We start from the raw sequence: 26,303 nt of genomic DNA on the forward strand, positions 1-26,303 counted from the left end.
CGCATTATAGGGAGATAGAAACTGGCGTCAACACTTATTTGAAACTTTTATTACGAAACACCGTGACGAGTTCGAAGCCTGGGCAGGCGGCGAGCGATCGAGGGTAGCCGCAGCAGCATGAGCGACGCACCAGCCACAGCGTACAGGGTCCACTCCTCCAGGTCTGCCCGCACCACCCAGAGCATGTGCAGCAAGCCGAGCCCAAGGATCAGGTAGACCAGGCGATGCAGCTTCTTCCAGCGGCTACCGAGCTTGCGCATGGCGAAGCGGTTGGAAGTGATCGCCAACAGGAACAGGCAGACGAATCCAAGCATTCCCACGATGATGTAGGGACGCTTGCTCAATTCGATGCCCAACTGCCCCCAGTCCAACCCCAGGATGAACACGCAGTAAGCGCTCAGGTGCAGCAGCACATAGGTGAAGCACCACAACCCCAACGGGCGACGCACGGCGATCCAGCCCGGCCAGCCGCTCAGCTTCTGCAGTGGCGTCATCGCCAGGGTGAGTAGCAGCAATACCAAGGCGCCCAGCCCCAGTCGATCGACCAGGGTCTTGCCCGGGTCAGGTCCGAGGGCAAAGATCCAGGCTTGGTACAACCACCAGGCCGGCACCGCCAGCGCCCCCAGGAATACCGCAAGGTGCAGATACCAGTAGCGCATCAGTAGTACTTCCTCAGATCCATGCCGCTATAAAGGGAAGCGACCTCGCTCCCGTAGCCATTGAACATCTGCGTATCCCGTACATTGGGGCTGAACAAGCCACTGGGCAGGCGCCGCTCGCGGGCCTGGGACCACCGAGGGTGGTCGACCTGCGGATTGACGTTGGCATAGAACCCGTACTCGTTGGCGGCAATGCTTTCCCAGGTGGTATTCGGCTGCTCGCGGACCAGACTGATACGCACGATGGACTTGATGCTCTTGAAGCCATACTTCCACGGCACCACCAGGCGCAACGGCGCGCCATTCTGGTTGGGCAACAGCCGCCCGTACATGCCCACCGCCAGAATTGCCAGGGGATGCATCGCCTCGTCCATGCGCAAGCCTTCCATATAAGGCCAGTCGATCACCGAGAAACCGGAGCGTTGGCCGACCATCTGTTCCGGACGCTGCAGGGTTTCGAAACGGACGAACTTCGCCTGCCCATTGGGTTCGACCCGCTTGAGCAGGTCCGCCAGGGGAAAGCCCAGCCAAGGGATCACCATCGACCAGGCTTCCACGCAGCGCAGCCGATAGATGCGCTCTTCCAGTTGGTAGGGTTTGACGAAATCCTCGAGGGCATAGGTACCCGGCTTGCCGACCTCGCCGTCGATCACCACCGACCAGGGCTCGGTCTTCAGGGCCGAGGCGTTTTCCGCCGGGTCGCCCTTGTTCGGCCCGAATTCGTAGAAATTGTTGTAGTGGGTGGCGTCCTTGAATGGCGTGATCGCCTCCCCCTGGACATCCACCGCCTGCCAGCGGGTCTGCGGTAGCTTTTCGGCGAACCAGCCCGGCGCCTGCACCGGCTCGACGCCGGCATAGCGCTGTTCGTCGGCAAAGCCCAGGCGCGGCAGGCCGCTGGCCAGCGCCAATCCGGCGAAGGAAGCACCGAGCAGACGCCGACGGGACAGGTAGAGGGTTTCGGACGTGACTTCCGACTCGGAACAGTCGGAACGGGAGGGAATCTTGATCAGCATGACGGGCTCCGCAATGACCAGCTTTGTGCCAGTAGACTACGGAGCCCGTTGGAAATTACATCAGCTCGGCTGCTTCCGGCGACGCAGCTGCAGCAGGTATTGCACAGGACCGGAGGCCGCGTAGGCAAGGAACAGCAACAGGAGGATGCGCGGCGGGTCGGTAAAGACCACGGCGAAGGCCAGCACCACGATAAGGATCGCCACGAACGGCACCCGGCCGCGCAGGTCGAGATCCTTGAAGCTGTGGTACTTGATGTTGCTGACCATCAGCACACCGGCGGCGGCGACCAGCAGGGCGACGAGGAAGGCAACCTTGGCGCCCTGGATCTCGAAATCGCTGAACGCCCATACCGTGCCCGCCACCAGCGCCGCGGCGGCCGGACTGGCCAGGCCGATGAAATAGCGCTTGTCGGCCTTGCCGACCTGGGTGTTGAAACGAGCCAGACGCAGGGCGGCGCCCGCAACGTAGATGAAGGCGACCATCCAGCCGACCTTGCCGAGGCTGCCAAGCGCCCATTCGAAGGCGACCAGCGCCGGCGCCACACCGAAGGCGACCATGTCGGACAGCGAGTCGTACTCGGCGCCGAAGGCGCTCTGGGTGTTGGTCAGGCGAGCCACGCGGCCGTCCAGTCCATCGAGGACCATGGCCACGAAGATAGCGATGGCGGCGTTGGCGAACTGGCCGCTCATGCCATTGATGATGGCGTAGAAGCCGGAAAACAGGGCCGCCGTGGTGAACAGGTTGGGCAGCAGGTAGATACCGCGGTGACGAACCTTCCGCCCTTCGGCGTCGTGCCCTTCTTCTATATGTTCGTCGATGGGCAGCAGGCTTTCTTCGTCGGAGGCCTTGTTCGGCTCCTCGGGACGTTCACTCATGGACAATTCCTTGGGAACTGATGGGGTACGAATATGCCGACAGCTCTTCTGACTAGGAAGACAACTCCGCCGGCCCAGGCTTTATACCAGATCGCCAGGCAAGAACGAAAAAACGCGGCCGGGGCCGCGTTTCTTCGTCTGTCGCCGGAGCCGCTTAGTTCTTGCTCTTGTCGACGATCTTGTTGGCTGCGATCCACGGCATCATCGCGCGCAGCTTCTCGCCGATCTGCTCGATCGGGTGAGCGGCGTTGTTGCGGCGGTAGGCAGTCATCGACGGGTAGTTGGCCGCACCTTCGGTAATGAACATCTTCGCGTATTCGCCGTCCTGGATGCGCTTCAGGGCGTTGCGCATGGCAGCACGGGACTCGGCGTTGATCACCTCCGGACCGGTTACGTACTCACCGTATTCGGCGTTGTTGGAGATGGAGTAGTTCATGTTGGCGATGCCGCCTTCGTACATCAGGTCGACGATCAGCTTCAGCTCGTGCAGGCACTCGAAGTAGGCCATTTCCGGCGCGTAACCGGCCTCGACCAGGGTTTCGAAACCGGCCTTGACCAGCTCGACGCAACCACCGCAGAGAACGGCTTGCTCACCGAACAGGTCGGTTTCGGTCTCGTCCTTGAAGGTGGTTTCGATGATACCGGTACGACCGCCGCCGACGCCGCAGGCGTAGGACAGGGCGACGTTCTTGGCGTTGCCGGAAGCGTCCTGGTAGATGGCGATCAGGTCAGGGATGCCACCGCCCTTGACGAACTCGGAACGCACGGTGTGACCCGGTGCCTTCGGCGCGATCATGATCACGTCGAGGTCGGCGCGCGGGACGACCTGGTTGTAGTGGATGGAGAAGCCGTGAGCGAAGGCCAGGGTGGCGCCCTTCTTCAGGTTCGGCTCGATCTCTTCCTTGTACAGGCGGCCCTGGAACTCGTCCGGGGTGAGGATCATGACCACGTCGGCTGCGGCGACGGCGGTCTTCACGTCGGCAACCTTCAGACCGTGCGCTTCGGCCTTGGCCACGGTGGCGGAGCCGCTACGCAGGCCCACGGTGACGTCGACGCCGGAGTCCTTCAGGTTGCAGGCATGGGCGTGGCCCTGGGAGCCGTAGCCGATGATGGCAACTTTCTTGCCCTGGATGATCGAGAGGTCACAGTCTTTATCGTAGAAAACGCGCATGGGAATTCCCCTTCAGTAAGGCCTCGCGGGCCTGCTTTCAGTTCAGATGCTCAGAGTCTTGTCGCCACGGGCGATGCCGGTGACGCCACTGCGGACCACTTCCAGGATCGACGCGGTGCCGATGGCCTGGATGAAGCTGTCCAGTTTGTCGCTGGTACCCGCCAGCTGCACGGTATAGACGCTACTGGTGACGTCGACGATCTGCCCACGGAAGATATCGGTGGTGCGCTTGACCTCGGCGCGCTGGGCGCCCGTGGCCTTGACCTTCACCAGCATCAGCTCGCGCTCGATATGAGCGCTTTCCGACAGGTCCACCAGCTTGACCACTTCGATCAGCTTGTTGAGGTTCTTGGTGATCTGCTCGATCACCTCATCGTGCCCCACGGTGGTCAGCGTCAGACGCGACAGGGTCGGGTCCTCGGTCGGCGCCACGGTCAGGCTTTCGATGTTGTAGTTGCGTTGGGAGAACAGGCCGACCACGCGGGACAATGCGCCTGGCTCGTTTTCCAGCAGCAGGGAAATGATGTGTCGCATGATCAGGTACGCTCCGTCTTGCTCAGCCACATGTCGCGCATCGCGCCGTCACGGATCTGCATCGGATAGACGTGTTCGCTGGCGTCCACCTGGATGTCGAGGAAGACCAGGCGATTCTTCATGGCGAACGCCTCCTCCATCTTCGGCTTCAGATCCTTCAGGTCGGTGATGCGCATGCCGACATGCCCGTAGGCTTCGGCAAGCTTGACGAAGTCCGGCAGGGATTCCATGTAGGAATGCGAATAACGGCTGTTGTACTGCATGTCCTGCCACTGGCGGACCATGCCCAGGGCACCATTGTTCAGGTTGACGATCTTCACCGGCAGGTCGTACTGCAGGCAGGTAGACAGTTCCTGGATATTCATCTGGATACTGCCCTCGCCGGTCACGCAGGCGACATCGTCGTCCGGGAAGTTGAGCTTGATGCCCATCGCCGCCGGGAAGCCGAAGCCCATGGTGCCGAGACCGCCGGAGTTGATCCAGCGATTGGGCTTGTTGAACTTGTAGTACTGCGAGGCGAACATCTGGTGCTGGCCGACATCGGAGGTGATGAAGGCATCGCCATGGGTAACCTCGTAGAGCGTCTCGATGACGGTCTGCGGCTTGATGATGCTGCCGTCGCCCTTGTCGTACGGGAACAACCCACGGTTACCACGCCACTCGTCGATCTGCTTCCACCAGGCAGCCTGGGCATCCTGGTTCGGGGTCTCGCCGATTTCCCTGACGATCGCGACCATTTCGGTGAGAACGCTGTCCACCGGGCCGACGATCGGGATGTCGGCCTTGATGGTCTTGGAAATCGACGCCGGATCGATGTCGATGTGGATGATCTTGGCGTTCGGGCAGAACTTCGCCGCGCCGTTGATGACCCGGTCGTCGAAACGCGCGCCGACCGCGAGGATCACGTCGCTGTGATGCATTGCCAGGTTGGCGGTGAAGCTGCCGTGCATCCCGAGCATGCCGAGGAACTGGCGGTCCGCGCCGGGATACCCGCCGAGGCCCATCAGGGTGTTGGTCACCGGCAGGTTGAGCATCTGCGCCAGCTCGGTCAGCGGCGCCGCGGCATTGCCCATGATCACGCCGCCGCCGGAATAGACCACCGGGCGCTTGGCGGCCAGGAGCATCTCGGCGGCCTTGCGGATCTGTCCCGAGTGACCGCGAACGGCCGGGCTGTACGAACGCAACTTGACCTTCTTCGGATAGGAATATTCGAACTTCTGCGTCGGGTCGCCCATGTCCTTCGGAATATCCACGACCACCGGCCCCGGACGACCGGACTGCGCCAGGTAGAAGGCCTTCTTGATCACCTCGGGAATTTCCGAGGGATGCTTGATGATGAAGCTGTGCTTCACGATCGGCCGGGAGATCCCGACCATGTCGGTTTCCTGGAACGCATCGGTACCGACCATGTTGCTCGGCACCTGGCCCGACAGGATCACCATCGGGATGGAGTCCATGTATGCGGTGGCGATACCGGTGATGGCGTTGGTCGCGCCCGGGCCGGAAGTCACCAGCACGACACCGGGCTTGCCGGTGGCGCGGGCGTAGCCGTCGGCCATATGGGTAGCCGCCTGTTCGTGGCGCACCAGGATGTGGGTCACGTCGTGCTCCTTGAAGAGCGCGTCGTAGATATGCAGGAGGGCACCACCCGGGTACCCGTAGATGTACTTAACGCCTTCGTCGCGCAACGAGCGGACGACCATTTCAGCGCCAGATAAAAGCTCCACGTTTTCACCTCTAGAACGCTATACGGCCACCCAAGGGCGGGCGACCGAAATTCGGTTGGCTGCCCGGCAGAGCATGGGTGACGGTAGTCACCGGCTACGTCAACTGCCGATTGAGCAAACTTGGAAGGGCGCCTGGTGTTACGGAGCTCTTCCACCCAGCGCGAGGTAACGCGAAGCAGGGTGTAACTTTCGGCGCGGGTAGGCACCTCATGGTCTGCCGGAGAGGGGACTGGGTTGCAGACGGCCCGCTACAGCGAGCTTGGATTCTTCGCATTCGTCGAACGCAAGTCAAGCTTTATTCTGAAAATTATCAAAAAAAATTCCAAGGAAGCTGCCATACCCTTCCATAAAAAAGCTGATCAATGACCAAAAACAGATTTTATGGCTAGAAAATTCCGATTTAGAGCAAACTTTTCCAAAATGCCCATGATTCCCGCGAGGACTTGCCACGGCGAGGCCGTCTCCGGCGGCGGTTGTGATGCCGTGCAGCATGCCGCGCTGGCGGATTTGGTTATAGTTAGCCGCAGTTAGCGCATTCCAAGGACTCCGCATGCGACGCATGATCCTCCCGGCCAGCTTGTTGCTCGCCCTCTCCTCTTTCGCCATGGCCGCCCCGATCTACAAATGGGTCGACGCCGAGGGCGTCACCCACTTCGGCGCACAACCGCCGCAAGGTGCGCAAGCGACCACGGTGAATACCCAGACCGCCCCGCCACCGGACAACTTCCCCCTGCCCCCCTCGACCCCGGCACCGACCATCCAGCAGAAACCGGCCGATCCCGAGCAGAAGGCGATCGACGACAAGGTGAAGCAGCAAGTGGCGAAGGAAGAGGCCGAGCGCAAGCAGTTCTGCGAAGAGACCCGCAACAACCTCGCGCAACTGAAGAACAACCCGCGCGTAAGGGTCGACGAAGGCAAGGGCGAACTCCGTCGCCTCGGCGAGGAAGAACGCCAGGAGCGAATCGCCAAGGCCGAAAAGGCGATCCAGGAGAATTGCCGCTGAGGCGAACACAGCCCCGTCCCGCAGCATGGGGCTGACCCGGCTCTCCGCCTTGCTTGAAGCAAAGAAAAACCCGGCCTGTAGCCGGGTTTTTCTTTACTGCCGAAGCTTCATGACGACCCGCCGATCAGCCGGTCGAACTCGCCAAGCGCCGCCAGCAGGCCGGCGACTTCCTCGCCACGCTGCGCATAGGCCACCTCGGCCATGGCCAGGATACCCGAGGCTTGCGGCAAGGCGCTGTCGCTTTCGAGAATCAGCTTCATCCGTGGCAGGAAGATCCATTGCAGCCATTGCTCGAGCGCCAGCGTATCCACGCAGAACGGCTCGGGGCTGGCCAGCGCTTCCGGGGCGGGGCTGCTTTCGCTCCACCAGCCGAGGGCACGCAACTCACGCTCGATCAGCAACAACTGGTCGGCCAGCGCATAGACCCGTCGATCCATCAGGAGCTGACCTTGGCCTTCTGCCGGGCCAGCGCAGCGCCGGCGGAGTCTCCCTGCTTCTCCCGAGCCTGGGCGATCAGTTCCCAGAGCCCGGCCTGCAAGGCCGGCCGGCCATTGGCGTAGCTCAAGCCACGGCGCGCGACCTGCTCGGCCTGGGCCGCATCGCCCTGGGCCAGGCGCACCTGGGCCAGGCGATAGAGCACCTGCGGCTCGCGCGGAGCGATGCGCTGGGCTCGCTCGAGGCTGGCGGCGGCGCTGTTCAGGTCGCCGCTGCCCTGCTGTTGCTGGGCGGTTGTGAGCATCGCCAGGACCGGCCCGTCCAACTGCTCGTCGGCCGCCAGGCTGCCGGCCGAGCCGGAGGCCGGAATGCCGGTGGGCGCGGAACGACTGGCGCCGCTGGGCGGCATGTTGTAGCTGCCACCCAGCGGTGGCGTGGAGGCGCTGCTGGGCGGAGCCTGGTACTGGGTGCCGGTGCCGAGCGGAGCGCTGCTGATCGGCGCGGCGCCGGACTGCGCCGGGAAAGTCTGGATCGGTGCGGAATTGGCGCCCTGCGGCACCATCACCACCACACCGGAGTCGCCGCCCTGGGGAATGCCCTGGGTGGCGGCGCCTTGCTGGGTACGCGGTACCTGGGTACGGGTGATGCGGAAACCGCCGCTTTCCTGGTTGGACACCGGAGTACCGGAATCCACCACCGGGATCGCCCCGTGCTGCGGGCTGGCGCAGCCCGCGAGCACGGCACTGCCGGCAAGCGCGGCGAATACGAAAATCTTCTTCACGTCAGGTCCTCTCGGATCAATTCAGCCAGCCACGTACCCAGTCCATCACCTCGCCGGCGGGGTTCTGGCTCCCGCAGCCTGGGCCCTGGGCGGGCTCGCTGCCACGAATATAGGGCATCTGTACGGCATTCGGGCAATCCGCCGCCGAGCCCTGCCCGGTCTGCGCGTCGACCCAGGCCATCACCACGTTCTCCGGCATCGGCATTTCCAGCGATTGCGGATGCGCCTTGCGCATGAAGCTGGCCCACACCTGCAAGGCACCGGTGGCGCCGGTAAGCGGCGTCTTGCCGTTGTCGTCGCGACCGAGCCAGACCACAGCCTGGAGGTCGCCGCCGAAACCGGAGAACCAGCTATCGCGCGAGTCGTTGCTGGTGCCGGTCTTGCCGGCGAGGGTCAGCGACGACGGCAATTGACTGTACACCGAACGCCCGGTGCCTTCGCGCATGACCCGCTGCATGGCGTTCTGCACCAGGTAGACGGCGCCCGAGTCGAAGCGCTGTTCGACCTGGAACGGATAGCGCTTGAGCGGCTGGCCGTCGGCAGTGAGGACGCTGCGGATCCCCCGCAACGGCGTGTTGAAGCCGCCGCTGGCGATGGTCTGGTACATGGTGGCGACCTCCATCGGACTGAGCGAACCGGCGCCCAGCAGCATCGACGGATAGGCCGGCCAGTCACGGTTGATACCCAGCCGGGCGACGGTCTGCAGCACGTTGGGCACACCGACGTCGAGGCCGAGCTTGGCGGTGGACAGGTTGTAGGAGTTTGCCAGGCCCTGGTACAGGAAGATCGTGCCATGCGAGCGCCGGTCGTAGTTCTGCGGTCGCCAGACCTGGCCGTCCTGGCCTTTCACCGCGAAGGGCTCGTCCTGCACCCAGGTGGTCAGGGTGTACTTGCTCGGCCGCTCGAGAGCGGTCAGGTAGACCGCCGGCTTGATCAGCGAACCGATCGGCCGCACCGCGTCCAGGGCCCGGTTGAAGCCGGCGAAGCGCGGGTCGCGACTGCCGATCAGGGCCTGGATCTCGCCGGTTTCCGGATTGGTCACGACCATCGCCGCCTCGACCTGGTCGACTCCCTTGCGCCCACTGAGGCGCTTGAGCGTTTCGTTGACAGAGGTCTCGGCCTTCTCCTGCAGGATCGGATCGAAGCTGGTGAAGATGCGCAGCCCTTCCTCGGTCAGGTCCTCGTCGCGGTAGTCCTGGCGCAACTGGCGCTTGACCAGGTCGAGGAAGGCCGGATAGGAGCTGTCGGCCATGCTGCCCTGCCGGGTAACGCCGAGCGGGCGCTGCTTGGCGGCGTCGACTTCCTGCTGGGTCGCCACGCCCTGCTCGGCGAGCACGTCGAGCACCAGGTTGCGCCGCGCCAGCGCACGATCCGGGTAACGCCGCGGGTTGAAGTAGGACGGTCCCTTGACCATGCCGACCAGCAGCGCCACCTGGTCGAGCTTGAGCTCGGCCAGCGGCTGGCTGAAGAAATACTGGCTGGCCAGGCCGAAGCCATGGATCGCTCGTTGCCCATCCTGGCCGAGGAACACCTCGTTGAGATAGGACTCGAGGATGTCGCGCTTGTCGTAGTGCAGTTCCAGCAGCACCGCCATCATCGCTTCATTGATCTTGCGGCTCAGGCTGCGCTCATTGCTCAGGAAGAAGTTCTTCACCAACTGCTGGGTCAGGGTGCTGCCGCCCTGGCGCAGCTGGCCGGCCGTGGTGTTGACCCACACCGCCCGGGCCACGGATTTCAGCGACACGCCATGGTGGTTCCAGAAGTCGCGATCCTCGACCGCGACCAGGGTGTCGATCAGGTAGGTCGGCACCTGGTCGAGCTTGACCAGGATGCGATCCTCATGGTGCGCCGGATACAAGCCGCCGATCAGCAGCGGCTCAAGGCGCGCCACCGCCAGTTCCTTGCCGTTGGCCTGGCTCAGCCCGCTGACATAGTTGCCGTTGAAGCGCACGCGCACGCGCTGGGCCGGTTCCGCGCCTTCGTAGAACTGGAAGCCACGGGTATTGAGTTCGACCGCGCTGGCCGCCACCGATACGGTTCCAGGGCCGCTCACGCTGGGCTCGCGACGGTAGCCGAGGGCGTCGAGTTCGCGCAGGAAGTCTTCCCTGCTCAGCTTCAGGCCGTTGAACAGCTCCAGCGGGCGGGCATAGACCTTCGCCGGGATGGTCCAGCGCCGGCCGGAGAATTTCTCCTGCACCACGGCATCGAGATAGATGGCGAAGCCGGCGAGGAGCACCAGGCCGACGAGGCCGAGCTTGAGGGCCCAGCCGAGCCATTTGTTCAGGCCGGGTGCCGGGCGTGCTTTGCTGTTACGGGAACGGGGGGATCGGGGACGCGTCATGGCGGCGCATTATACGTACTTTATCCACAGCGGACAGACACCGCATCGGCGGCATCCACGGTCTGCGCGGCCCCGGTGGATAGGCGCGGCGGCAGCGCGGCGCATTCGACCGGCGATCCGGCAAATGGTTGCTATCCGCCAGCGAGGTTTGCACTGTCACCCCTTCCCGCCATAATGCGGGTTTTCGCATATTTCAGAGGCAAGGATATCCCGTGAGCCAGACCCTGATCGCCGCCCTGCAGAACCCGGCCCTCTACCCCCACCCGGTGGAGCGCTTCGAGGTCATCGAGACGCACATCTCCTGGGTCCTGTTGACCGGTCCCTACGCCTACAAGATCAAGAAGCCGATGGATTTCGGCTTTCTCGATTTCACCAGCCTGGACAAGCGCCGCTTCTATTGCAACGAAGAGCTGCGCCTGAACCAGCGCCTCACCGACGATCTCTACCTGGAGGTCCTGCCGATCACCGGCAGCGAAGAGGCGCCGCGGATCGGCGGCGACGGCGAGGCAATCGAATACCTGCTGAAGATGCGCCAGTTCCCGCAGGACAACCTGCTGGCGGCAATCCAGGGCCGCGGCGAACTGTCCAACCAGCATATCGACGAACTGGCCGAGCAGATCGCGCACTTCCACCAGAACACTCCGAAGGTGCCGCTGGAGCACCCGCTGGGCACCGCCGAGTCCTGCATGGCGCCGGTGCGGCAGAATTTCGAGCAGGTTCGCCCGCTGCTCAAGGACAAGGCCGACCTGCAACAGCTGGATGCCCTCGAAGCCTGGGCGGAAAGCAGCTTCGAACGCCTGCTGCCGGTGCTCCAGGAGCGCAAGGCGAAGGGCTTCATCCGCGAATGCCACGGCGACATCCACCTGGGCAACGCCGCGCTGATCGACGGCAGGGTAGTGCTGTTCGACTGCATCGAATTCAACGAGCCGTTCCGTTTCACCGATGTCTGCGCCGACTTCGCCTTCCTCGCGATGGACCTGGAAGATCGCGGCCTGAAGTGCCACGCTCGACGCTTCGTCAGCCTCTATCTGGAACACACCGGCGACTACCAGGCCCTGGAACTGCTGAACTTCTACAAGGCCTACCGCGCCATGGTCCGCGCCAAGGTCGCGCTGTTCAGCCTCGGCTACCAGACCGATGCCGTGCAGCGCGCCGCGACCCTGCGCCAGTACCGCAACTACGCCAACCTGGCGGAAAGCTACAGCGCCATTCCCTCGCGCTTCCTGGCGGTCACCCATGGTGTCTCCGCGGTCGGCAAGAGCCAGGTGGCCATGCGTCTGGTGGAGGCTCTGGGCGCCGTGCGCCTGCGCTCGGATATCGAACGCAAGCGTCTGTTCGGCGAGCAGCCGGAACACGACAGGGGCCAGTTCGCCGCCGGCATCTATAGCAGCCAGGCCAGCGAAGCGACCTATGCGCACCTTCACCAGTTGGCCGCGAAGATCCTCCAAGCCGGCTATCCGGTGGTGATCGACGCCGCCTACCTGAAGCAGAATCAGCGCCAGGCCGCTTGCCACATCGCGGAAGAAACCGGCGTGCCGTTCCTGATCCTCGACTGCCAGGCGCCCGAAGCGGTGATCGCCGGCTGGCTTGCGCAACGCCAGGCGGAAGGCAAGGACCCGTCCGACGCGACTCTCGACGTGATCCGCACCCAGCAGGCTACCCGCGAGCCGCTGACAGCGGCGGAGACGGTCCAGAGCAAGCGCGTCGACACCCACGACGCGGCCAGCCTCGACGGGCTGGTCGACGGCATTCGCCAGCGCCTGCCCGGTCTCTGAACGAACTGCCACGGCGCCCGCCCCTCCAGGGCGGGCGCCGTGCCGCTGCTCTTCTATACTCACGGCGAGCCTTCTGCGCAGGACGCCGCCCATGAACTCGCCCCGTCAGCTCGACTCGCCGCTCTACCAACTGCTCCACGCCGAAGACATCGAAGGCTTCAACCGACAGAAGCCGGCCGACGGCTGGATCGACCTGGCCGGCGGCGACTTCCGCGGCCTCGACCTGCGTCTGCTGGATGCCGCCCGCGTCGACTTCAGCGATGCCTATTTCCGCGGCGCCGACCTGCGCGGCGTGGATCTGCGCGAGGCGCGCCTGGAGGGCGCCAGCCTGGCCCATGCGCAGATATCCGGTACGTATTTCCCGTTGCGCCTGGCGCCGGACGAGATCCGCATGTCGGTAAACTTCGGCACCCGCCTGCGCTACCTGCCGGAGCCCTGAGAAGCGGAAGGACCACGCCAGGCCACGTTTTGCCGGGAGGCCGCTACACTTCTGGCAGGTACCCGGCCGGCTGAGGATCGGTCCCGGACCGCCTACGCCGGATCGTAAGGGCGAAGGCCGCTCGCGTCGGCCATCTCGCTCCATCGCGCCGGCCCTGTCGGCTCCGGACCGGTTCCAGGCAGTTCCGCGCCATCACGCTTCTGAGCGGCATCGCAAGGACCGACGATGAACGACGAACTGCTGAACCTGAAAAACCTCGGGAAAACCTCGACCCAATGGTTGCATGCCGTGGGTATCCACAGCGCCACCGATCTGCGTCGGCTCGGCTCGGTGGGAGCCTATCGCGCGGTCCGCGCGCGCGGCTTCCGAGCCTCGAAAGTCCTGCTCTATGCCATCGAAGGCGCACTCCTCGACGTTCACTGGAACGAGCTGTCCCCAGACCACAAGGCCGCACTGCTCGGCGAGCTGGAGACTTTCCCCGTGCGAAACAAGAGCTAGCTCACACCTGCCACGGGAAGATATTTACTCCCCCCCGGGCGCCCACCTATCGTCTCGTGGACGTTCGTACCTCCTCTCCCGACCAGGCAGCTCAAGGAAATGGCCATGTATCTACTCGGCGAGCAACCGGCGTATGCCGACCAATTGATCAATCGCCTGCAGGGAATCCCTCACCGCTTGCTCGAAGGCCTGGCACCCAGCGGCCCCGCCCTGGAACTGGAACGTAGCGACGACTTGGAACGCGAGCTGCCCGCCGACCAGGTATTCCTGGTGGAAAGCGGCCTGCTGCATGCGCTGGTCGACGAACGCCCACTGTTCTACCTCCAGGAAGGCGACCTCCTCGGACTTCGACGCGGACTCGAGCTCCCCGCCTGCCGGCATGCCAACGAAGAGCCGATCCGCCTGCTGCCCTATTCGCGCGATGCGCTGCTCCAGCACATCCATGCTGACCAGGAACGTCAGGAACTGCTATTGCAGTACCTGATCGGACAGACTGCCCTGCTCGGCGATGCGCTGGCGCACCTGAAGCAGCCGGAAGTCCGCCCGGCCACCGGCTTCCGCCACTTCGCCGCGGGCGAGGCGCTGATCCGCCAGGGCGACGATGCGGATCATGTATTCATCATCATCGAAGGGCACGCCGAAGCGCTGGTGGACGGCCAGAAAGTCGGCGATGTGCAGAAGGACGAGATCTTCGGCGCCATGGCCGTGTTCACTCGCGAGAAACGCAGCGCCACGGTGGTCGCCAGCGAACCCTGCACGGTGATGGTGATTCCCAAGGAGCAGTTCCTCGGCCTTATGCAGAACAACCCGCGAATCGCCCATAGCCTGATCGAAGGCATGGCCCGGCGGATAGACCTGCTTAACCGGGAAGTGACCCAACTGCGCCTGCGCCGCAGCGCCTGAGGCCCATTCCAGAGGGCTCGCGACTAGCTAGCAGAAAAGTTTGGCGAAAGCGTTTGACATGGAAATGAGAATCATTATTATATCACTCAACTGGTCGCGAGATCAGCCGGTAAGCTGAGAGACCCACGCAGTCGGACTCTTCAGATTATCTCCTCATCAGGCTAATCACGGTTTTTGACCCGGCACTTTGCCGGGTCTTTTTTTGCCTGCGATTCGGCCGGAGACGACCGTTCATCGGCTGGCGATGGAATGAATGAGAACCGGCTTGACCTGATAATGAGAATATTTATTATTACACCAACTGGTCGCGAGGCCAGCAGGTAAGCTGAGAGACCAAGCAGTCGGACTCTTCAGATTATCTCCTCATCAGGCTAATCACGGTTTCGACCCGGCACTTTGCCGGGTCTTTTTTTGCCCGCGAAAACGTAGCGCGATACGCGGCTCCAGGCCTCGCGCCCTTCCTTCAACGTGCCTTCTTCATCTCCGCGCAATAGTCCTTGTCCGGCTGTGCCGGCGTGTACCAGGTGTAGTCGGCCTCACGCGTCGTTACCGCCTGCCCGGCCTCGACCAGCATCAGTACCTGAGTGCCCTTCTCCGCACCAAGGTCGCGCAGGTGGACCGGTACGCCGAGGTCGCGTCGGGCGTGGAAGCTGCCGGCGACGAGCATCGCCGGCAGTGGCGCATCGCGAAGACGCTCGGCCATGCGGCGGTCGCGTTGCTGCTGGACGGCGAGCATCGCCGGCAATTGATCGTCGGGAAGCATGCCGCAGTGGGATTCGCGAATCTGCGCAAGCAGCGGCAGGCGCACGCTGTCACGCCTGGAGGCCGTTCCGGGAAGCGGCGGTCGCTCCCTGTAGATGCGCATGATCTCGCTTCGCTGGAGGTTCGCCGCCAGCAACGGCGCGGGTTGCGCAACCGCCCAGGACACCAGGGGTCCGTACTGCGTCCAGTCCCAACGTTTCTGCCAGTCCAGGGCCTGCTCCAGGTTCGCCACCGGCTTGCCGTTCCCGAGTTGTGCGCGGACCGCATCCACCCGTGGTTGCTGGCCGGGATCGAGCATTTCCAGCAGCAGGCTGCCCTGCGCCCGGTATTCGCCCAGGGCCTGCGCCAGCCACAGCTCCACGGCATGATGATCGGGATTGTCGTGCTTCTCGCCGACGATCACTCGCGGCGCGGCCGCCAGGCGTGCGACCAGTTGCTGCGGGCTCAGCGTCACGCCGCTGCGTAATTCGACGATTCGTCCCGTCTGCGGATCGTCGCGCCCTTCCGGGCTCTGCCAATCAGGCAGCGGCGGCAGTTGGGACTGGCAGCCGCCCAGCAGCAGACAGAAAGCGAACAGGCGAATGCGCATGGCGACTCCTTCAACGGGCGACGATCAGCGGATGACCTCGCTCGGGATGACGCTGGACCAGGACCTCGAGGCCGAACACCGCGCGCAACGGCTCGGGGCGCAGGACTTCCTCGGGCGTACCGAGCAGGTGCGGGCGACCATTCTGCAACAGCAGCAGGCGGTCGCAATAGCGCGCGGCCAGGTTGAGATCGTGGAGGATCACCAGCACCGAGGCACCGCGGCGGGCGAAATCATGCACCGCCTGCAGGGTAGTGTGCTGGTGCAGCGGGTCGAGCGCCGAGGTCGGTTCGTCGAGCAGCAGCACCTGCCCCGGCTCGCCCGGCCACAGCTGCGCCAGCACCCGCGCCAGGTGCACGCGCTGGCGTTCGCCGCCGGACAGCGCCAGGTAGCTGCGCCCGGCCAGATGGCTGGCGTCGGCCGCCGCCAAGGCCTCGGCGACGATCTGCACATCGCGCTCGCGGCCGCTGGAATGGGGCAGCCGACCGAAGCCGACCACCGCCTCCACCGGAAAGGCGAAGCCCAGCGACGAACTCTGCGGCAGCACCGCCAGGCGCTGCGCGCGAGCGACGCCCGGCCAGTCGTCGAGGCCGCGCTCGTCGAGCAGCACCAGCCCTTCGGCCGGCTCCAGTTCGCCACAGAGAGCGCCAAGCAAGGTGCTCTTGCCAGCGCCGTTGGGGCCGAGTACGCCGAGCATCTCGCCAGGCCGCAGCTCCAGTTCGAGGCCTTCCAGTACAGTCTTTCCGCCACGGCGGATGGACAGGTTCTCCACGCGCAGCATCAGGCCCGCCCCCGCAATAGCAGATAAAGGAAGAACGGCGCGCCGATCAGTGCCGTGACGATGCCGATCGGCAACTCCGCCGGAGCCAGCGCCAGGCGCGCCAGCAGGTCGGCAAGCAGCAGGAGAATGGCGCCGGCCATCATCGAGGCCGGCAGCAACGTCCGATGATCCGGACCGGCAACCAGACGGATCAGGTGCGGCACCACCAGGCCGATGAAGCCGATCATCCCCGCCGCCGCCACTGCGGCGCCGACGCCGAGGGCAGTGCAAAGCACCAGTTCGGCCTTCAATCGCTCGACGTCGAAGCCCAGGTGACGGGCCTCGGACTCGCCGAGCAGCAGTGCGTTCAGCGCATCTGCCCGGCGCGGTAGCCAGCAGGCCACCAGCAGCGCCACCAGCAGCAGCGGCCAGAGTCGTGGGTAGCTGGCGCCGTTCAGGCTGCCCAGGTTCCAGAAGGTCAGGGTACGCAAGGTGGCGTCATCGGCGAGATAGGTAAACAGTCCGATCACCGCGCCGGACAGCGCGGTCAAGGCGATCCCTGCCAACAACATGGTGGCCACGCTGGTCTGGCCATCGCGGCGGCCAAGTCGATAGACCAGCCAGGTCACCCCCAGGCCGCCGCCGAAGGCGCACAGCGACAGCAGGTAGGGCGCTAGGAACGCCGGCAAGCCACCCAGCGAGGCGCCGAACACGATGGCCAGCGCCGCGCCGAGGGCCGCGCCGCTGGACACCCCGACCAGCCCTGGATCGGCCAGCGGGTTGCGGAACAGGCCCTGCATCGCCACCCCGGACAGCGCCAGCACCGCGCCCACGGCCAGGCCGAGCAGGGTCCGCGGCAGGCGGATCTGGCCGAGGATCATTTCCGCCTGGGCCAGGCCCGTTCCATCGAGCGGCAGCCCGGCCAGGCGCAGCGCGGCGCGCAGGGTATCGCCCAGCGGCAGGCTGACGGGACCGAGGGCGAGGGACAACCAGAGGACCAACACGAGCGAAATCCCCAGCGCACCGAACAGTGCGCGGGGGCGAACAACCGATTTCAATGGGCGGCTTCCGTACTCAGCGGTTTCGCGGAAGGATAAAAGGCTGCGGAGAGAGCCGCCAGGCCATCCGGCAGGCGCGGACCGAGGCCGCCCACCAGGAGCGTCGGGTCAAGCACCAGCAGACGTCCGTCACGCGCCGCGCGAGTCGCGGCGAGGCCGGGGTTCTGCTTGAGCAGCGCGGCACGCGCCGCATCACCTTCGAGGCTGCGGTCGGCGATCACCACCGCGACCGGATCGAGCGCTGCCAGGGCTTCCACCGAGATCGGCTTGTAACCCTCATGGGTAGCCAGGTTGCGTGCTCCGGCTCGGTTCAGGACCCAATCGCCGCCGGTATTGCGCCCGGCTACCAGCAACTGACCCCCGGCGTTGCCGATCACCAGCAGGACGCCCGGGGCCGGCTGACTCTTCTGCGCGGCCGCGATCCAGTCCGCCTGGCGCCGCAGCCGCTGACGATAGTCAAGTTCGGCGGCCTCGGCGCGCTGGGGCACGCCGAGCCAGTCGCCGAGCTTCTTCAGATTGCTTTCCAGTGCCTCCAGATCCGGCTTGGCGGAGAGGGTCTCGACCCGCACGCCGGCGCCTTCGAGCTGCTTGAGTACCGGCGGAGGCCCCATTTCCTCGGTGCCGATGAGGATATCCGGGCGTAACGCCAGCACGCCCTCGGCAGCCAGTTGGCGCTGGTAGCCGACGCTCGGCAACTGTTTCAGCGCCTGCGGATGCTGGCTGGTGGTGTCCACCCCGACCAGCTTGCTCTCGCCGCCCAGCGCCACCACCCATTCGCTCAGCGAGCCGCCCGCGCTCACCCAGCGTTGCGGCAGCTCGGCGGCCTGGGCCATGCCGGTGCCGAGCAGGATGCCCAGCGCCAACCCGTTGAATAGTCGATCGATACGCATGATCTCTCCTCAGAGCGCCTTGAAGGATTCGGCCAGTTCGCGCCAGTCGTCGCGCTCGGGCTCGCCGGGCTTGCGTGCGCCGAACAGTTGCACGATCAGTTCGCCGTCGGCGTCGAAGGCCTCCCAGCTGGTTACGATGCCATCGGTGCTCGGCTTGCGCACCCGCCAAAGCTCGGCGATGCCGGTGGTCTTCAGGTGCAGGTTGAATTCCGGATCGAGCACGTTGAACCAGTCGTCCAGCCACTTCAGGTTGCACACAGGCCCGGTATGGATCTGGATGCAGTGGGCGTTGCCGACGAACACCATGATCGGCAATCCGCTTTCGGCCGCCGCTTCGAAGAGTTTCGCCAGGTCGCCCTTGTCTAGGCGCTCGGCCCATTCGCCGCCAGCCAGGCGCAGCGCCTGGGTGCGCTGCGCGCCATGCTTCTTCAGCAGGGCGTGGAAATGATGGGTGTCCTTCAACGCGGCCCAGCCTTCGCGCAAGGCGGCGGCATCGATCTGCGCATCGACGAGCGCCGCAGCCGGTGCGCGGGGTTCGTGCAGCGCCAGCACGGCATCCTGCTCGGCAGCCCGCAGGCGCTCGACCAGCGGTTCCCAGGCGCGGACGTCGCTGGCCTCGGTAAGGAACACCTTGTGCACCGCCACGCCCTGCTGGTCGAACACCTGGATGCTGCGCTGGGTACCCCGCGCTGTCTCCTCTGCAATGGCGAAGACGGCGTTCCACCCCCCCAGGAACAGGCGCAGGTCGATATCCGGCGAGACCACCAGGCCCATCTGCCCATTGGCAGAGACCGTCACTTCGCGATACGGCCCCTTGCGTTCGTGGACGCAATGCTCGTTGCGGGTCAGCGCCATGATCGGCCCCAGTTCGCCGAGCGCCGGCAGCAAGGCGGCCCAGTCCGGCCGCAGGCGCACGGCATCGATGCCGACCCGGCTGGCGACCAGCTCGCCTTCGCTGACCTGCAACAGCGCGGCGGCGTCGCGCGCGCGTAGCTGCGGTCGCTCGGCGCGCAGGTCCTGCCAGGCGCGGTAAAGCTCGGCAGGGGAATGGGAAAGGCTGGGAGTGCTGCTCATCGACGGTTCCTCGGGCATATCCGGTTCGGTCGCGCTACGCGCAAAAACAGGTGAACTTTGCCACAAAACGCATATCTGAATCCATTTGATAATTATTTGCATTAGCGTTTTTCTGGCAGTACCTTGTGCGCCCGACGTCCCCCTGGCTATTCGCCACCGGCCCGACCCAAGGAGTCCCACATGCCGCTCTCCCCGCCCTTCGCCCTGCGCCCCTGCCTGGCCCTGCTGTTGCTCAGCCCTTCCCTGGCCCTGGCGGGGAACGCCGTCCCGCTGACCCCGACCACCATCACCGCCACCCGTACCGAGCAGGCAGTGGATTCGGTGCCAAGCACCGTCAGCGTGCAGACCCGCGAACAACTGGACCGGCAGAACGTCAACAACATCAAGGAACTGGTGCGCTACGAACCGGGAGTCTCGGTCGGCGGCGCCGGCCAGCGTGCCGGGATCACCGGCTACAACATCCGCGGCATCGACGGGAACCGCATCCTTACGCAGATCGACGGGGTCGAACTGCCCAACGACTTCTTCAGCGGCCCCTACGCGCAGACCCACCGCAACTACGTCGATCCGGACATCGTAAAGCGCGTGGAAATCCTTCGCGGCCCGGCCTCGGCGCTGTACGGCAGCAACGCCATCGGCGGCGCGGTGAGCTACTTCACCCTCGACCCGTCGGACATCATCAAGGACGGCAAGGACGTCGGCGCCCGGCTGAAGGCCGGCTACGAGTCGGCCAGCCACTCCTGGTTGACCTCGGCCACCGTCGCCGGCCGCGCCGACGACTTCGACGGCCTGCTGCATTATGGCTACCGCCAGGGCCACGAGACCGAATCCAACGGCGGCCACGGCGGCACCGGGCTCTCGCGCAGCGAAGCCAACCCGGAAGACGCCGACAGCTACAGCCTGCTCGGCAAGCTGGGCTGGAACTACGCCGAGGGCAGCCGCTTCGGGCTGGTCTTCGAGAAGTACAAGAGCGACGTCGATACCGACCAGAAGAGCGCCTATGGCGGCCCGTACGACAAGGGCAAGCCGGCCATCCCGCCGAGCATGCTGCCGGGCGGCATGTACCAGTGGCGCAAGGGCAACGACACCCTGACTCGCGAGCGCTACGGCCTGGAGCACCATTTCCTGCTCGACAGCCCGGTCGCCGATCGCATCCAGTGGAGCCTGAACTACCAGTTGGCGAAGACCGACCAGGCGACCCGCGAGTTCTACTACCCGATCACCCGCAAGGTCCTGCGTACCCGCGACACTACCTACAAGGAACGCCTGTGGGTCTTCGACAGCCAGTTGGACAAGAGCTTCGCCATCGGCGAGACCGAGCACCTGCTGAGCTACGGGATCAATCTCAAGCACCAGAAGGTCACCGGCATGCGCAGCGGCACCGGCACCAACCTGGACACCGGCGCGGACAGCCCGCGCGATGCCCTGGAACGCAGCAGCGACTTTCCCGATCCGACGGTGAAGACCTACGCCCTGTTCGCCCAGGACAGCATCAGCTGGAACGACTGGACCTTCACTCCCGGCCTGCGTTACGACTACACGCGCATGGAGCCGCACATCACCGACGAGTTCCTGCGCACCATGAAGCAGAGCCAGAACACCGCGGTCGACGAGTCGGACAAGAAATGGCACCGGGTTTCGCCCAAGTTCGGCGTGACCTACGACTTCGCCCAGCACTACACCTGGTACGGCCAATACGCCCAGGGCTTCCGCACGCCCACCGCCAAGGCGCTGTACGGTCGATTCGAGAACCTGCAGGCGGGCTACCACATCGAGCCTAACCCCAACCTCAAGCCGGAAAAGAGCCAGAGCTTCGAGACCGGGTTGCGCGGCAAGTTCGACGAAGGCAGCTTCGGCGTAGCGGTGTTCTACAACAAATATCGCGACTTCATCGACGAAGACGCCCTGAATACCGATAGCACCGGCGGCAACGGCCAGACCTTCCAGTCCAACAACATCGAGCGGGCGGTGATCAAGGGCGTCGAGCTCAAGGGCCGCCTGGAGCTGGGCGCCTTCGGCGCGCCGCAGGGGCTCTACACCCAGGGCAGCGTGGCCTACGCCTACGGTCGCAACAAGGACAACGGCGAGCCGATCAACAGCGTCAACCCACTCACCGGAGTGTTCGGCCTGGGCTACGACGAAGCAGACGGCAACTACGGCGGGCTGCTCAGCTGGACCCTGGTCAAACGCAAGGATCGCGTCGACGACAGCACCTTCCACACCCCGGATGGCACCGCCAGCCAGTTCAAGACCCCGGGCTTCGGCGTCCTCGACCTCAGCGCCTACTACAGGCTGAGCAAGGACCTGACCCTCAACGCCGGTCTCTACAACCTGACCGACAAGAAATACTGGCTGTGGGATGACGTGCGCGGCTACGACAGCGTCGGCGAGGCTTCGGCGCTGGCCCCGGCCAACATCGACCGACTGTCCCAGCCAGGCCGCAATTTCGCGGTCAACCTGGTCTGGGACATCTGACCCGTTACCCCTTCGCACACGGAAGTGCCCCCATACCCAGCGCCTGGCCATGCCGGGCGCTTTCCATGCCACAGGTGAAAGCCGTCCTCCGGATCAGGGATAATGATCCCGGCAAACGGAGCGCCCATGATCCACCTGTGTCCCTCTTCCCATCTCGCCGAAGGCAACAGCCGCGGCTTCCTCGTCGATGAGCGGCGGCTGTTCGCGGTGCGTCGCGACGGCCGCGCCTACATCTACCTGAACCGCTGCCCGCATCGCGGCATCCCGTTGGAGTGGCAGCCCGATGCCTTCCTCGACGACAGCGCCAGCCTGATCCGTTGCGCCAGCCACGGCGCGCTGTTCCTCATCGAGTCCGGCGAGTGCGTCGCCGGCCCCTGCGCTGGCGAGCGCTTGCGCGCCCTGCCCTGCCGGGAAGACGCCGAAGGCCTCTGGGTGGAGCTGGACGACTGACCCAACGGGGGATGGGCGGCAAGCCGCGAGGCAACGGCTAGGCTTGCGGCACAAAGATAAAAAAGAGGAAGGAACGCGCCATGCGCCGATTCAGCCTGCGCTTCGTCCTGCTGCTCCTGTTCGGCCTGCTGCTCTATGCCTGCCGCAATGAACCGGGCCCCGTACGGCTCGCCCCTGGCGTAACAGCGGCGGATTACCGGACTTTCTTCATCCAGGCGGTACGCGCCGAGGGGCACCGCATCGACTTCGAGGAGCGTTTCGATACGGCCGTGCGCCGCGCCCTGGAGGCCAAGGGCTATCGCTACCAGGCGGAACACGGCGACCTGCGGGTGATCTACGCCCTCGGCCTGCAACGCCAGCCGGGCCTGGAAATGCGCCCGGTGATCACCCAGGATGGCGTCTTCACCCAGACCCAACTGACCGAAGACACCGAGGCCAGGCTGGCGCTGCGCATCCTTGACGAAAGCAACGGCAGGGTCCTTCTGGAAAGCGTGCTGAGCCGCCAACTGCACGATCCGGCGCTGACCCAGGAAGCGTTCGACCGCGGCGTCGCGCAGTTGCTGAAGGACTTCCCGAGTCGCAGTCAACCTTGAATGTCACAGGCCGTCGAAGTCGTCCTCGCGACGCTCGGCGCTCTCGCCGGGTGCCGACAGCCGGGGCGGCCGCCGTTGCAGCCACCACAGGGCGGCGATCCCCAGGGCAGCCATTGCGCCGCGGAACAGCAGGCCGAACAGGTTGCCGTCGGCCTCCATCCCGCCCTCGATCCAGGCAATCAATAGCCGCGACAGGGTCAGGATCGATTGCAGCAGCACTACCAGGATCAACGCCGGCTGCACCAGCGAAGCCCGGCGCAGGGCGAACAGCAGGAACAACGCCAGGGCAAACTGATGGCCGCCATAGAACACCCGCGCATCGCTGACCGCCGAAGGCTCCATCAGCAGCATGCCACTGAGATTGGCCATCTCGTAGGGACGCACCCAGTACAGCACTCCCAGCGCGCCCCATACCAGCGCCTGAACCAGCAAAACCAAACGGGCGAAGAGCATCCCCTTTCTCCTCGGGCCTGTTGCCCCAGCGGTCAGTTCGACACCGGCGGCGAACGCCCCGGCAACCCTAAGGACAGCAGACCCAAACCGCGCCGACGAGTTCGCTGCGACAATCCGTCCCTGCCCAACGGCAACCCGGCGCGGCGGGCAGCGCATCGCTTCGTCACAAGTGGATACAGCTCACCGGCTGGGTGGCGGCGGGTGCCAGCGGTATGCTCCCGGCATTCGCTCGCAGCAAGGAGAATCCCATGCGCCGCTTCGCACCCCTGGCCGTCCTGGCCGCCACCCTGCTCCACGGTTCCCTGGTCCAGGCCGCCGAACCGCTGGCCATCGACGTCCACCGCGACGCCAACTGCGGCTGCTGCAAGGACTGGATCAAGCACCTCGAAGCCAACGGTTTCAAGGTCACCGACCATGTGGAAGCAGACATGAGCGCAGTCAAGAGCCGTCTCGGCGTGCCCTACAGCATGGGCTCCTGTCATACCGGAGTGATCGACGGCAAGTTCGTCGAAGGCCACGTGCCGGCAGCCGACATCCTCAAGCTGCGCGAACGCGCCGACCTGGTCGGCGCCGCCGTACCGGGCATGCCGGTCGGCTCGCCGGGCATGGAAATGGGCGACCGCCAGGACGCCTACCAGGTCGTCGGCCTGACCAGGAGCGGCCAGGCCTCGGTACTGGCGGAGTACCCGGGACGCTAACGAAAACGCCGTTTTCCCCAGGGAAAACGGCGTTTTTCCTTGTAGCAGGACGTGAGGATCACTCCGCCAGGCTATCGACCTTCCTCTGCGGCGACAGCAGCCCGTCGGCGCGGAACATCGCCTTGATCCCGCGCACCGCCTGGCGCAGGCGGTCGCGGTTCTCGATCAGGGCGAAACGCACATGATCGTCGCCGTAGTCGCCGAAGCCGATCCCCGGCGACACCGAGACCTTGGCGTCCTGCAACAGCTTCTTGGCGAACTCCAGCGAGCCCAGATGCGCGTAGGGCTCGGGGATCTTCGCCCAGACGTACATCGAGGCCTTCGGGTTCTCCACCATCCAGCCGGCCTCGCGCAGCCCCTTCACCAGGACGTCGCGGCGCTGCTGGTACTGCCGGGCGATATCGCGGACGCACTGCTGGTCGCCTTCCAGAGCGGCGATGGCCGCCACCTGCAGGGGCGTGAAGGTGCCGTAGTCGTGGTAGCTCTTGATCCGCGCCAGGGCCGAGACCAGCTCGGGATTGCCGACCATGAAGCCGATCCGCCAGCCGGCCATGTTGTAGCTCTTCGACAGGGTGAAGAACTCCACGGCGATGTCCTTGGCGCCCGGCACCTGCATGATCGACGGCGCTTTCCAGCCGTCGTAGACGATGTCGGCATAGGCCAGGTCGTGCACGACCATCACGTCGTACTGCTTGGCCAGCGCCACCACGCGCTCGAAGAAGTCCAGCTCGACGCACTGCGCGGTCGGGTTGGAGGGGAAGCCGAGAATCATCATGCGTGGCTTGGGAATCGATTCACGGATCGCCCGTTCCAGCTCGTTGAAGAAATCGATGCCCGGCACCAGCGGCACCGAGCGCACCTGGGCGCCGGCGATCACCGCACCGTAGATATGGATCGGATAGCTCGGGTTGGGCACGAGGATGGTGTCGCCATGGTCGAGGGTCGCCAGCATCAGGTGCGCCAGGCCTTCCTTGGAGCCGATGGTGACGATGGCTTCGCTTTCCGGGTCGATCTGCACGTCGTAGCGGTCACGGTACCAGTGCGAGATGGCCCGGCGCAGGCGCGGGATGCCACGCGAGGTGGAGTAGCCATGGGTGTCTTCGCGCTGGGCGACGGTGCAGAGCTTCTCGACGATATGCGGCGGGGTCGGCCCGTCGGGATTGCCCATGCTCAGGTCGATGATGTCCTCGCCACGGCGACGAGCGGCCATCTTCAGTTCGGCGGTGATATTGAAAACGTAGGGGGGAAGGCGGTCGATGCGCGCGAAACGGCGCGCAGGGCGTGATTCAGCCATGCTGTCCTCGGAGTAACGTAAGCGCCCGGAACCGTCCGAGCGACGCCGGCCGCTGCGGCGGCCTGGAAAGCGCCAGCCAGGCGCTTTCTTGTCGGCGAACATAAAGGCCGATAGGCTGCTTGTCGAGTCCCCCCTCGCGTTTTTCATTCCATTTCACAGGAAAAGGCCCATGTCCCGACGCTACTGGCAACTCGATGTGTTCGCCGAGCGTCCGCTCACCGGCAACGGCCTGGCCGTATTCGACGACGCCAGCGCCCTCGATGACGCCGCCATGCAGGCCTGGACCCGCGAACTGCGCCAGTTCGAATCGATCTTCCTGCTACCGGGCGACGACCCACGGGCCTTCCGCGCACGGATCTTCACCCTGGAGGAAGAACTGCCGTTCGCCGGCCACCCGCTGCTCGGCGCCGCCGCCCTGCTCCATCACCTGCGCGGCGGCGACAACGAACAGCACTGGACGCTGCACCTGGCCAGCAAATCGGTGGCCCTGCGCAGCGTGCGGGCGGGCAGCGGTTTCTACGCCGAGATGGACCAGGGCCGCGCCGAATTCGGCGCCACCCCGGACGCCGGGACCTGCCGCTGGTTCGCCGAAGCCTTCTCGCTATCGGCCAACGACCTGTCCGGGCATCCACCGCGGGTGGTGAGCACCGGCCTGCCCTACCTGCTCCTGCCGGTAACCGCCGAGGCGCTGGGTCGAGCCCGTCAGGTCAACGATTTGCAAGAAGCCCTGGATAAACTCGGCGCGGCGTTTGTCTATCTGCTCGACGTCGACGGGCGCGAGGGCCGCACCTGGGACAGCCTGGGGCTGGTGGAAGACGTGGCTACCGGCAGCGCTGCCGGTCCGGTCGCCGCCTACCTGGTGGAATACGGGCTTGCCGCGCGCGGCGAACCCTTCGTCCTGCACCAGGGACGCTTCCTCGAGCGGCCGAGCCGGCTCGACGTCCAGGTCGCGACAGACGGTAGCGTCAGGGTCGGCGGCCACGTCCAACTGCTCGCCCGCGCCGAGCTGCTGACCTCGGCCTGACGGTCGGGGTGGCGCTGGCGGCGGACGACGA

27 protein-coding genes are annotated in these 26,303 nt (G+C 65.1%); 10 read left to right on the forward strand and 17 right to left on the reverse strand.

Annotated features, from left to right (window positions below; translation table 11 throughout):
* Window positions 1-50: 50 nt before the first annotated feature.
* The 7 genes from msrQ to VQ065_RS26875 all read right to left on the reverse strand — a co-directional run bounded on the left by msrQ (window position 51) and on the right by VQ065_RS26875 (window position 6,541).
* Window positions 51-659, reverse strand: a complete 609-nt coding sequence (gene msrQ, locus VQ065_RS26845; protein WP_003095055.1) for a protein-methionine-sulfoxide reductase heme-binding subunit MsrQ — start codon at window positions 657-659, stop codon at window positions 51-53.
* Complete coding sequence (gene msrP / locus VQ065_RS26850) at window positions 659-1,672, reverse strand: protein-methionine-sulfoxide reductase catalytic subunit MsrP (protein ID WP_003095056.1); 1,014 nt, start codon at window positions 1,670-1,672, stop codon at window positions 659-661. The genes msrQ and msrP overlap by 1 nt, the downstream gene beginning before the upstream one ends.
* 60 nt (window positions 1,673-1,732) lie before the next feature.
* Window positions 1,733-2,548, reverse strand: a complete 816-nt coding sequence (gene pssA, locus VQ065_RS26855) for a CDP-diacylglycerol--serine O-phosphatidyltransferase (protein ID WP_003095061.1) — start codon at window positions 2,546-2,548, stop codon at window positions 1,733-1,735.
* Window positions 2,549-2,702: 154 nt separating this feature from the next.
* Entirely contained in the window at window positions 2,703-3,719 is a 1,017-nt protein-coding gene (ilvC, locus tag VQ065_RS26860; RefSeq protein ID WP_003095066.1) for a ketol-acid reductoisomerase, read from the reverse strand.
* A 42-nt stretch (window positions 3,720-3,761) separates the two neighbouring features.
* Window positions 3,762-4,253 carry an acetolactate synthase small subunit gene (gene ilvN, locus VQ065_RS26865; RefSeq protein WP_003095069.1) on the reverse strand — a complete coding sequence of 164 codons (492 nt, stop codon included), beginning with the start codon at window positions 4,251-4,253 and terminating at the stop codon, window positions 3,762-3,764.
* Between the two features lie 2 nt (window positions 4,254-4,255).
* Window positions 4,256-5,980 (reverse strand): acetolactate synthase 3 large subunit, encoded by a 1,725-nt coding sequence (locus VQ065_RS26870; protein ID WP_003095071.1) that lies wholly within the window; start codon window positions 5,978-5,980, stop codon window positions 4,256-4,258.
* A gap of 288 nt (window positions 5,981-6,268) precedes the next feature.
* Window positions 6,269-6,541: a hypothetical protein gene (locus tag VQ065_RS26875; protein WP_152934532.1), complete on the reverse strand. Its 273-nt coding sequence runs from the start codon at window positions 6,539-6,541 to the stop codon at window positions 6,269-6,271.
* Here VQ065_RS26875 and VQ065_RS26880 point away from each other — a divergent pair.
* The gene (locus VQ065_RS26880; RefSeq protein WP_003095076.1) at window positions 6,531-6,983 is read left to right on the forward strand and encodes a DUF4124 domain-containing protein; all 453 of its coding nucleotides are present in this window, start codon (window positions 6,531-6,533) and stop codon (window positions 6,981-6,983) included. The two genes, VQ065_RS26875 and VQ065_RS26880, sit on opposite strands and share 11 nt — an antisense overlap.
* Before the next feature lie 107 nt (window positions 6,984-7,090).
* Here the strand turns inward: VQ065_RS26880 and VQ065_RS26885 are convergent, their stop codons facing one another.
* The 3 genes from VQ065_RS26885 to mrcB are packed head-to-tail and all read right to left on the reverse strand — an operon-like array spanning window position 7,091 to window position 10,540.
* Window positions 7,091-7,420: a YqcC family protein gene (locus VQ065_RS26885; RefSeq protein ID WP_003095078.1), complete on the reverse strand. Its 330-nt coding sequence runs from the start codon at window positions 7,418-7,420 to the stop codon at window positions 7,091-7,093.
* Window positions 7,420-8,199 carry a penicillin-binding protein activator LpoP gene (gene lpoP / locus VQ065_RS26890; RefSeq protein ID WP_003095080.1) on the reverse strand — a complete coding sequence of 260 codons (780 nt, stop codon included), beginning with the start codon at window positions 8,197-8,199 and terminating at the stop codon, window positions 7,420-7,422. Before lpoP ends, VQ065_RS26885 begins: the two co-directional genes overlap by 1 nt.
* Before the next feature lie 16 nt (window positions 8,200-8,215).
* The gene (mrcB, locus tag VQ065_RS26895) at window positions 8,216-10,540 is read right to left on the reverse strand and encodes a penicillin-binding protein 1B (protein WP_003111352.1); all 2,325 of its coding nucleotides are present in this window, start codon (window positions 10,538-10,540) and stop codon (window positions 8,216-8,218) included.
* A 212-nt stretch (window positions 10,541-10,752) separates the two neighbouring features.
* Between mrcB and VQ065_RS26900 the strand changes: the two genes are divergently transcribed.
* The 4 genes from VQ065_RS26900 (at window position 10,753) to cbpA (ending at window position 14,155) form a co-directional block, all read left to right on the forward strand.
* Window positions 10,753-12,315 (forward strand): bifunctional aminoglycoside phosphotransferase/ATP-binding protein, encoded by a 1,563-nt coding sequence (locus VQ065_RS26900; RefSeq protein WP_003095088.1) that lies wholly within the window; start codon window positions 10,753-10,755, stop codon window positions 12,313-12,315.
* A 91-nt stretch (window positions 12,316-12,406) separates the two neighbouring features.
* Window positions 12,407-12,754 carry a pentapeptide repeat-containing protein gene (locus tag VQ065_RS26905; protein ID WP_003095090.1) on the forward strand — a complete coding sequence of 116 codons (348 nt, stop codon included), beginning with the start codon at window positions 12,407-12,409 and terminating at the stop codon, window positions 12,752-12,754.
* A 225-nt stretch (window positions 12,755-12,979) separates the two neighbouring features.
* Window positions 12,980-13,252, forward strand: coding sequence for a TfoX/Sxy family protein (locus VQ065_RS26910; RefSeq protein ID WP_003095094.1), 273 nt, complete (start codon window positions 12,980-12,982; stop codon window positions 13,250-13,252).
* A gap of 105 nt (window positions 13,253-13,357) precedes the next feature.
* A complete protein-coding gene (cbpA, locus tag VQ065_RS26915) occupies window positions 13,358-14,155 on the forward strand; it encodes a cAMP-binding protein CbpA (protein ID WP_003095096.1) in 798 nt (265 codons plus the stop codon).
* Window positions 14,156-14,618: 463 nt separating this feature from the next.
* Here cbpA and VQ065_RS26920 read toward each other — a convergent pair whose 3' ends face one another.
* The 5 genes from VQ065_RS26920 to VQ065_RS26940 are packed head-to-tail and all read right to left on the reverse strand — an operon-like array spanning window position 14,619 to window position 19,285.
* On the reverse strand, window positions 14,619-15,506 hold the full coding sequence (locus tag VQ065_RS26920; RefSeq protein ID WP_003095097.1) for a ChaN family lipoprotein: 888 nt from the start codon (window positions 15,504-15,506) through the stop codon (window positions 14,619-14,621).
* 10 nt (window positions 15,507-15,516) lie between these two features.
* Window positions 15,517-16,284, reverse strand: a complete 768-nt coding sequence (locus tag VQ065_RS26925) for a heme ABC transporter ATP-binding protein (protein WP_003095098.1) — start codon at window positions 16,282-16,284, stop codon at window positions 15,517-15,519.
* Window positions 16,284-17,267: a FecCD family ABC transporter permease gene (locus VQ065_RS26930; protein WP_003121063.1), complete on the reverse strand. Its 984-nt coding sequence runs from the start codon at window positions 17,265-17,267 to the stop codon at window positions 16,284-16,286. The genes VQ065_RS26925 and VQ065_RS26930 overlap by 1 nt, the downstream gene beginning before the upstream one ends.
* A gap of 50 nt (window positions 17,268-17,317) precedes the next feature.
* The gene (locus tag VQ065_RS26935) at window positions 17,318-18,211 is read right to left on the reverse strand and encodes a hemin ABC transporter substrate-binding protein (protein ID WP_003095100.1); all 894 of its coding nucleotides are present in this window, start codon (window positions 18,209-18,211) and stop codon (window positions 17,318-17,320) included.
* A gap of 9 nt (window positions 18,212-18,220) precedes the next feature.
* Window positions 18,221-19,285, reverse strand: a complete 1,065-nt coding sequence (locus VQ065_RS26940) for a hemin-degrading factor (protein WP_003095101.1) — start codon at window positions 19,283-19,285, stop codon at window positions 18,221-18,223.
* Window positions 19,286-19,465: 180 nt separating this feature from the next.
* Between VQ065_RS26940 and phuR the strand changes: the two genes are divergently transcribed.
* From phuR to VQ065_RS26955, 3 genes are all read left to right on the forward strand, one after another.
* Window positions 19,466-21,760, forward strand: coding sequence for a heme/hemoglobin uptake receptor PhuR (gene phuR, locus VQ065_RS26945; protein ID WP_003095102.1), 2,295 nt, complete (start codon window positions 19,466-19,468; stop codon window positions 21,758-21,760).
* 102 nt (window positions 21,761-21,862) lie between these two features.
* Window positions 21,863-22,210 carry a Rieske (2Fe-2S) protein gene (locus VQ065_RS26950; RefSeq protein WP_003121065.1) on the forward strand — a complete coding sequence of 116 codons (348 nt, stop codon included), beginning with the start codon at window positions 21,863-21,865 and terminating at the stop codon, window positions 22,208-22,210.
* Between the two features lie 80 nt (window positions 22,211-22,290).
* Window positions 22,291-22,803: a DUF4136 domain-containing protein gene (locus tag VQ065_RS26955; RefSeq protein ID WP_003095104.1), complete on the forward strand. Its 513-nt coding sequence runs from the start codon at window positions 22,291-22,293 to the stop codon at window positions 22,801-22,803.
* A 3-nt stretch (window positions 22,804-22,806) separates the two neighbouring features.
* Here the strand turns inward: VQ065_RS26955 and VQ065_RS26960 are convergent, their stop codons facing one another.
* The gene (locus VQ065_RS26960) at window positions 22,807-23,256 is read right to left on the reverse strand and encodes a DUF4345 family protein (protein ID WP_003095105.1); all 450 of its coding nucleotides are present in this window, start codon (window positions 23,254-23,256) and stop codon (window positions 22,807-22,809) included.
* Window positions 23,257-23,504: 248 nt separating this feature from the next.
* Between VQ065_RS26960 and VQ065_RS26965 the strand changes: the two genes are divergently transcribed.
* Window positions 23,505-23,954, forward strand: coding sequence for a DUF411 domain-containing protein (locus VQ065_RS26965; protein ID WP_003095106.1), 450 nt, complete (start codon window positions 23,505-23,507; stop codon window positions 23,952-23,954).
* Window positions 23,955-24,012: 58 nt separating this feature from the next.
* Here VQ065_RS26965 and alaC read toward each other — a convergent pair whose 3' ends face one another.
* The gene (alaC, locus tag VQ065_RS26970) at window positions 24,013-25,248 is read right to left on the reverse strand and encodes an alanine transaminase (RefSeq protein WP_003100170.1); all 1,236 of its coding nucleotides are present in this window, start codon (window positions 25,246-25,248) and stop codon (window positions 24,013-24,015) included.
* 169 nt (window positions 25,249-25,417) lie between these two features.
* On the opposite strand from alaC, the gene VQ065_RS26975 reads away from it, so the two are divergent.
* Window positions 25,418-26,272 carry a PhzF family phenazine biosynthesis protein gene (locus VQ065_RS26975; protein WP_003095108.1) on the forward strand — a complete coding sequence of 285 codons (855 nt, stop codon included), beginning with the start codon at window positions 25,418-25,420 and terminating at the stop codon, window positions 26,270-26,272.
* Window positions 26,273-26,303 lie beyond the last annotated feature (31 nt).

This window comes from Pseudomonas sp. KBN10P06128 (assembly GCF_037574945.1).
Lineage (GTDB): Bacteria > Pseudomonadota > Gammaproteobacteria > Pseudomonadales > Pseudomonadaceae > Pseudomonas > Pseudomonas aeruginosa.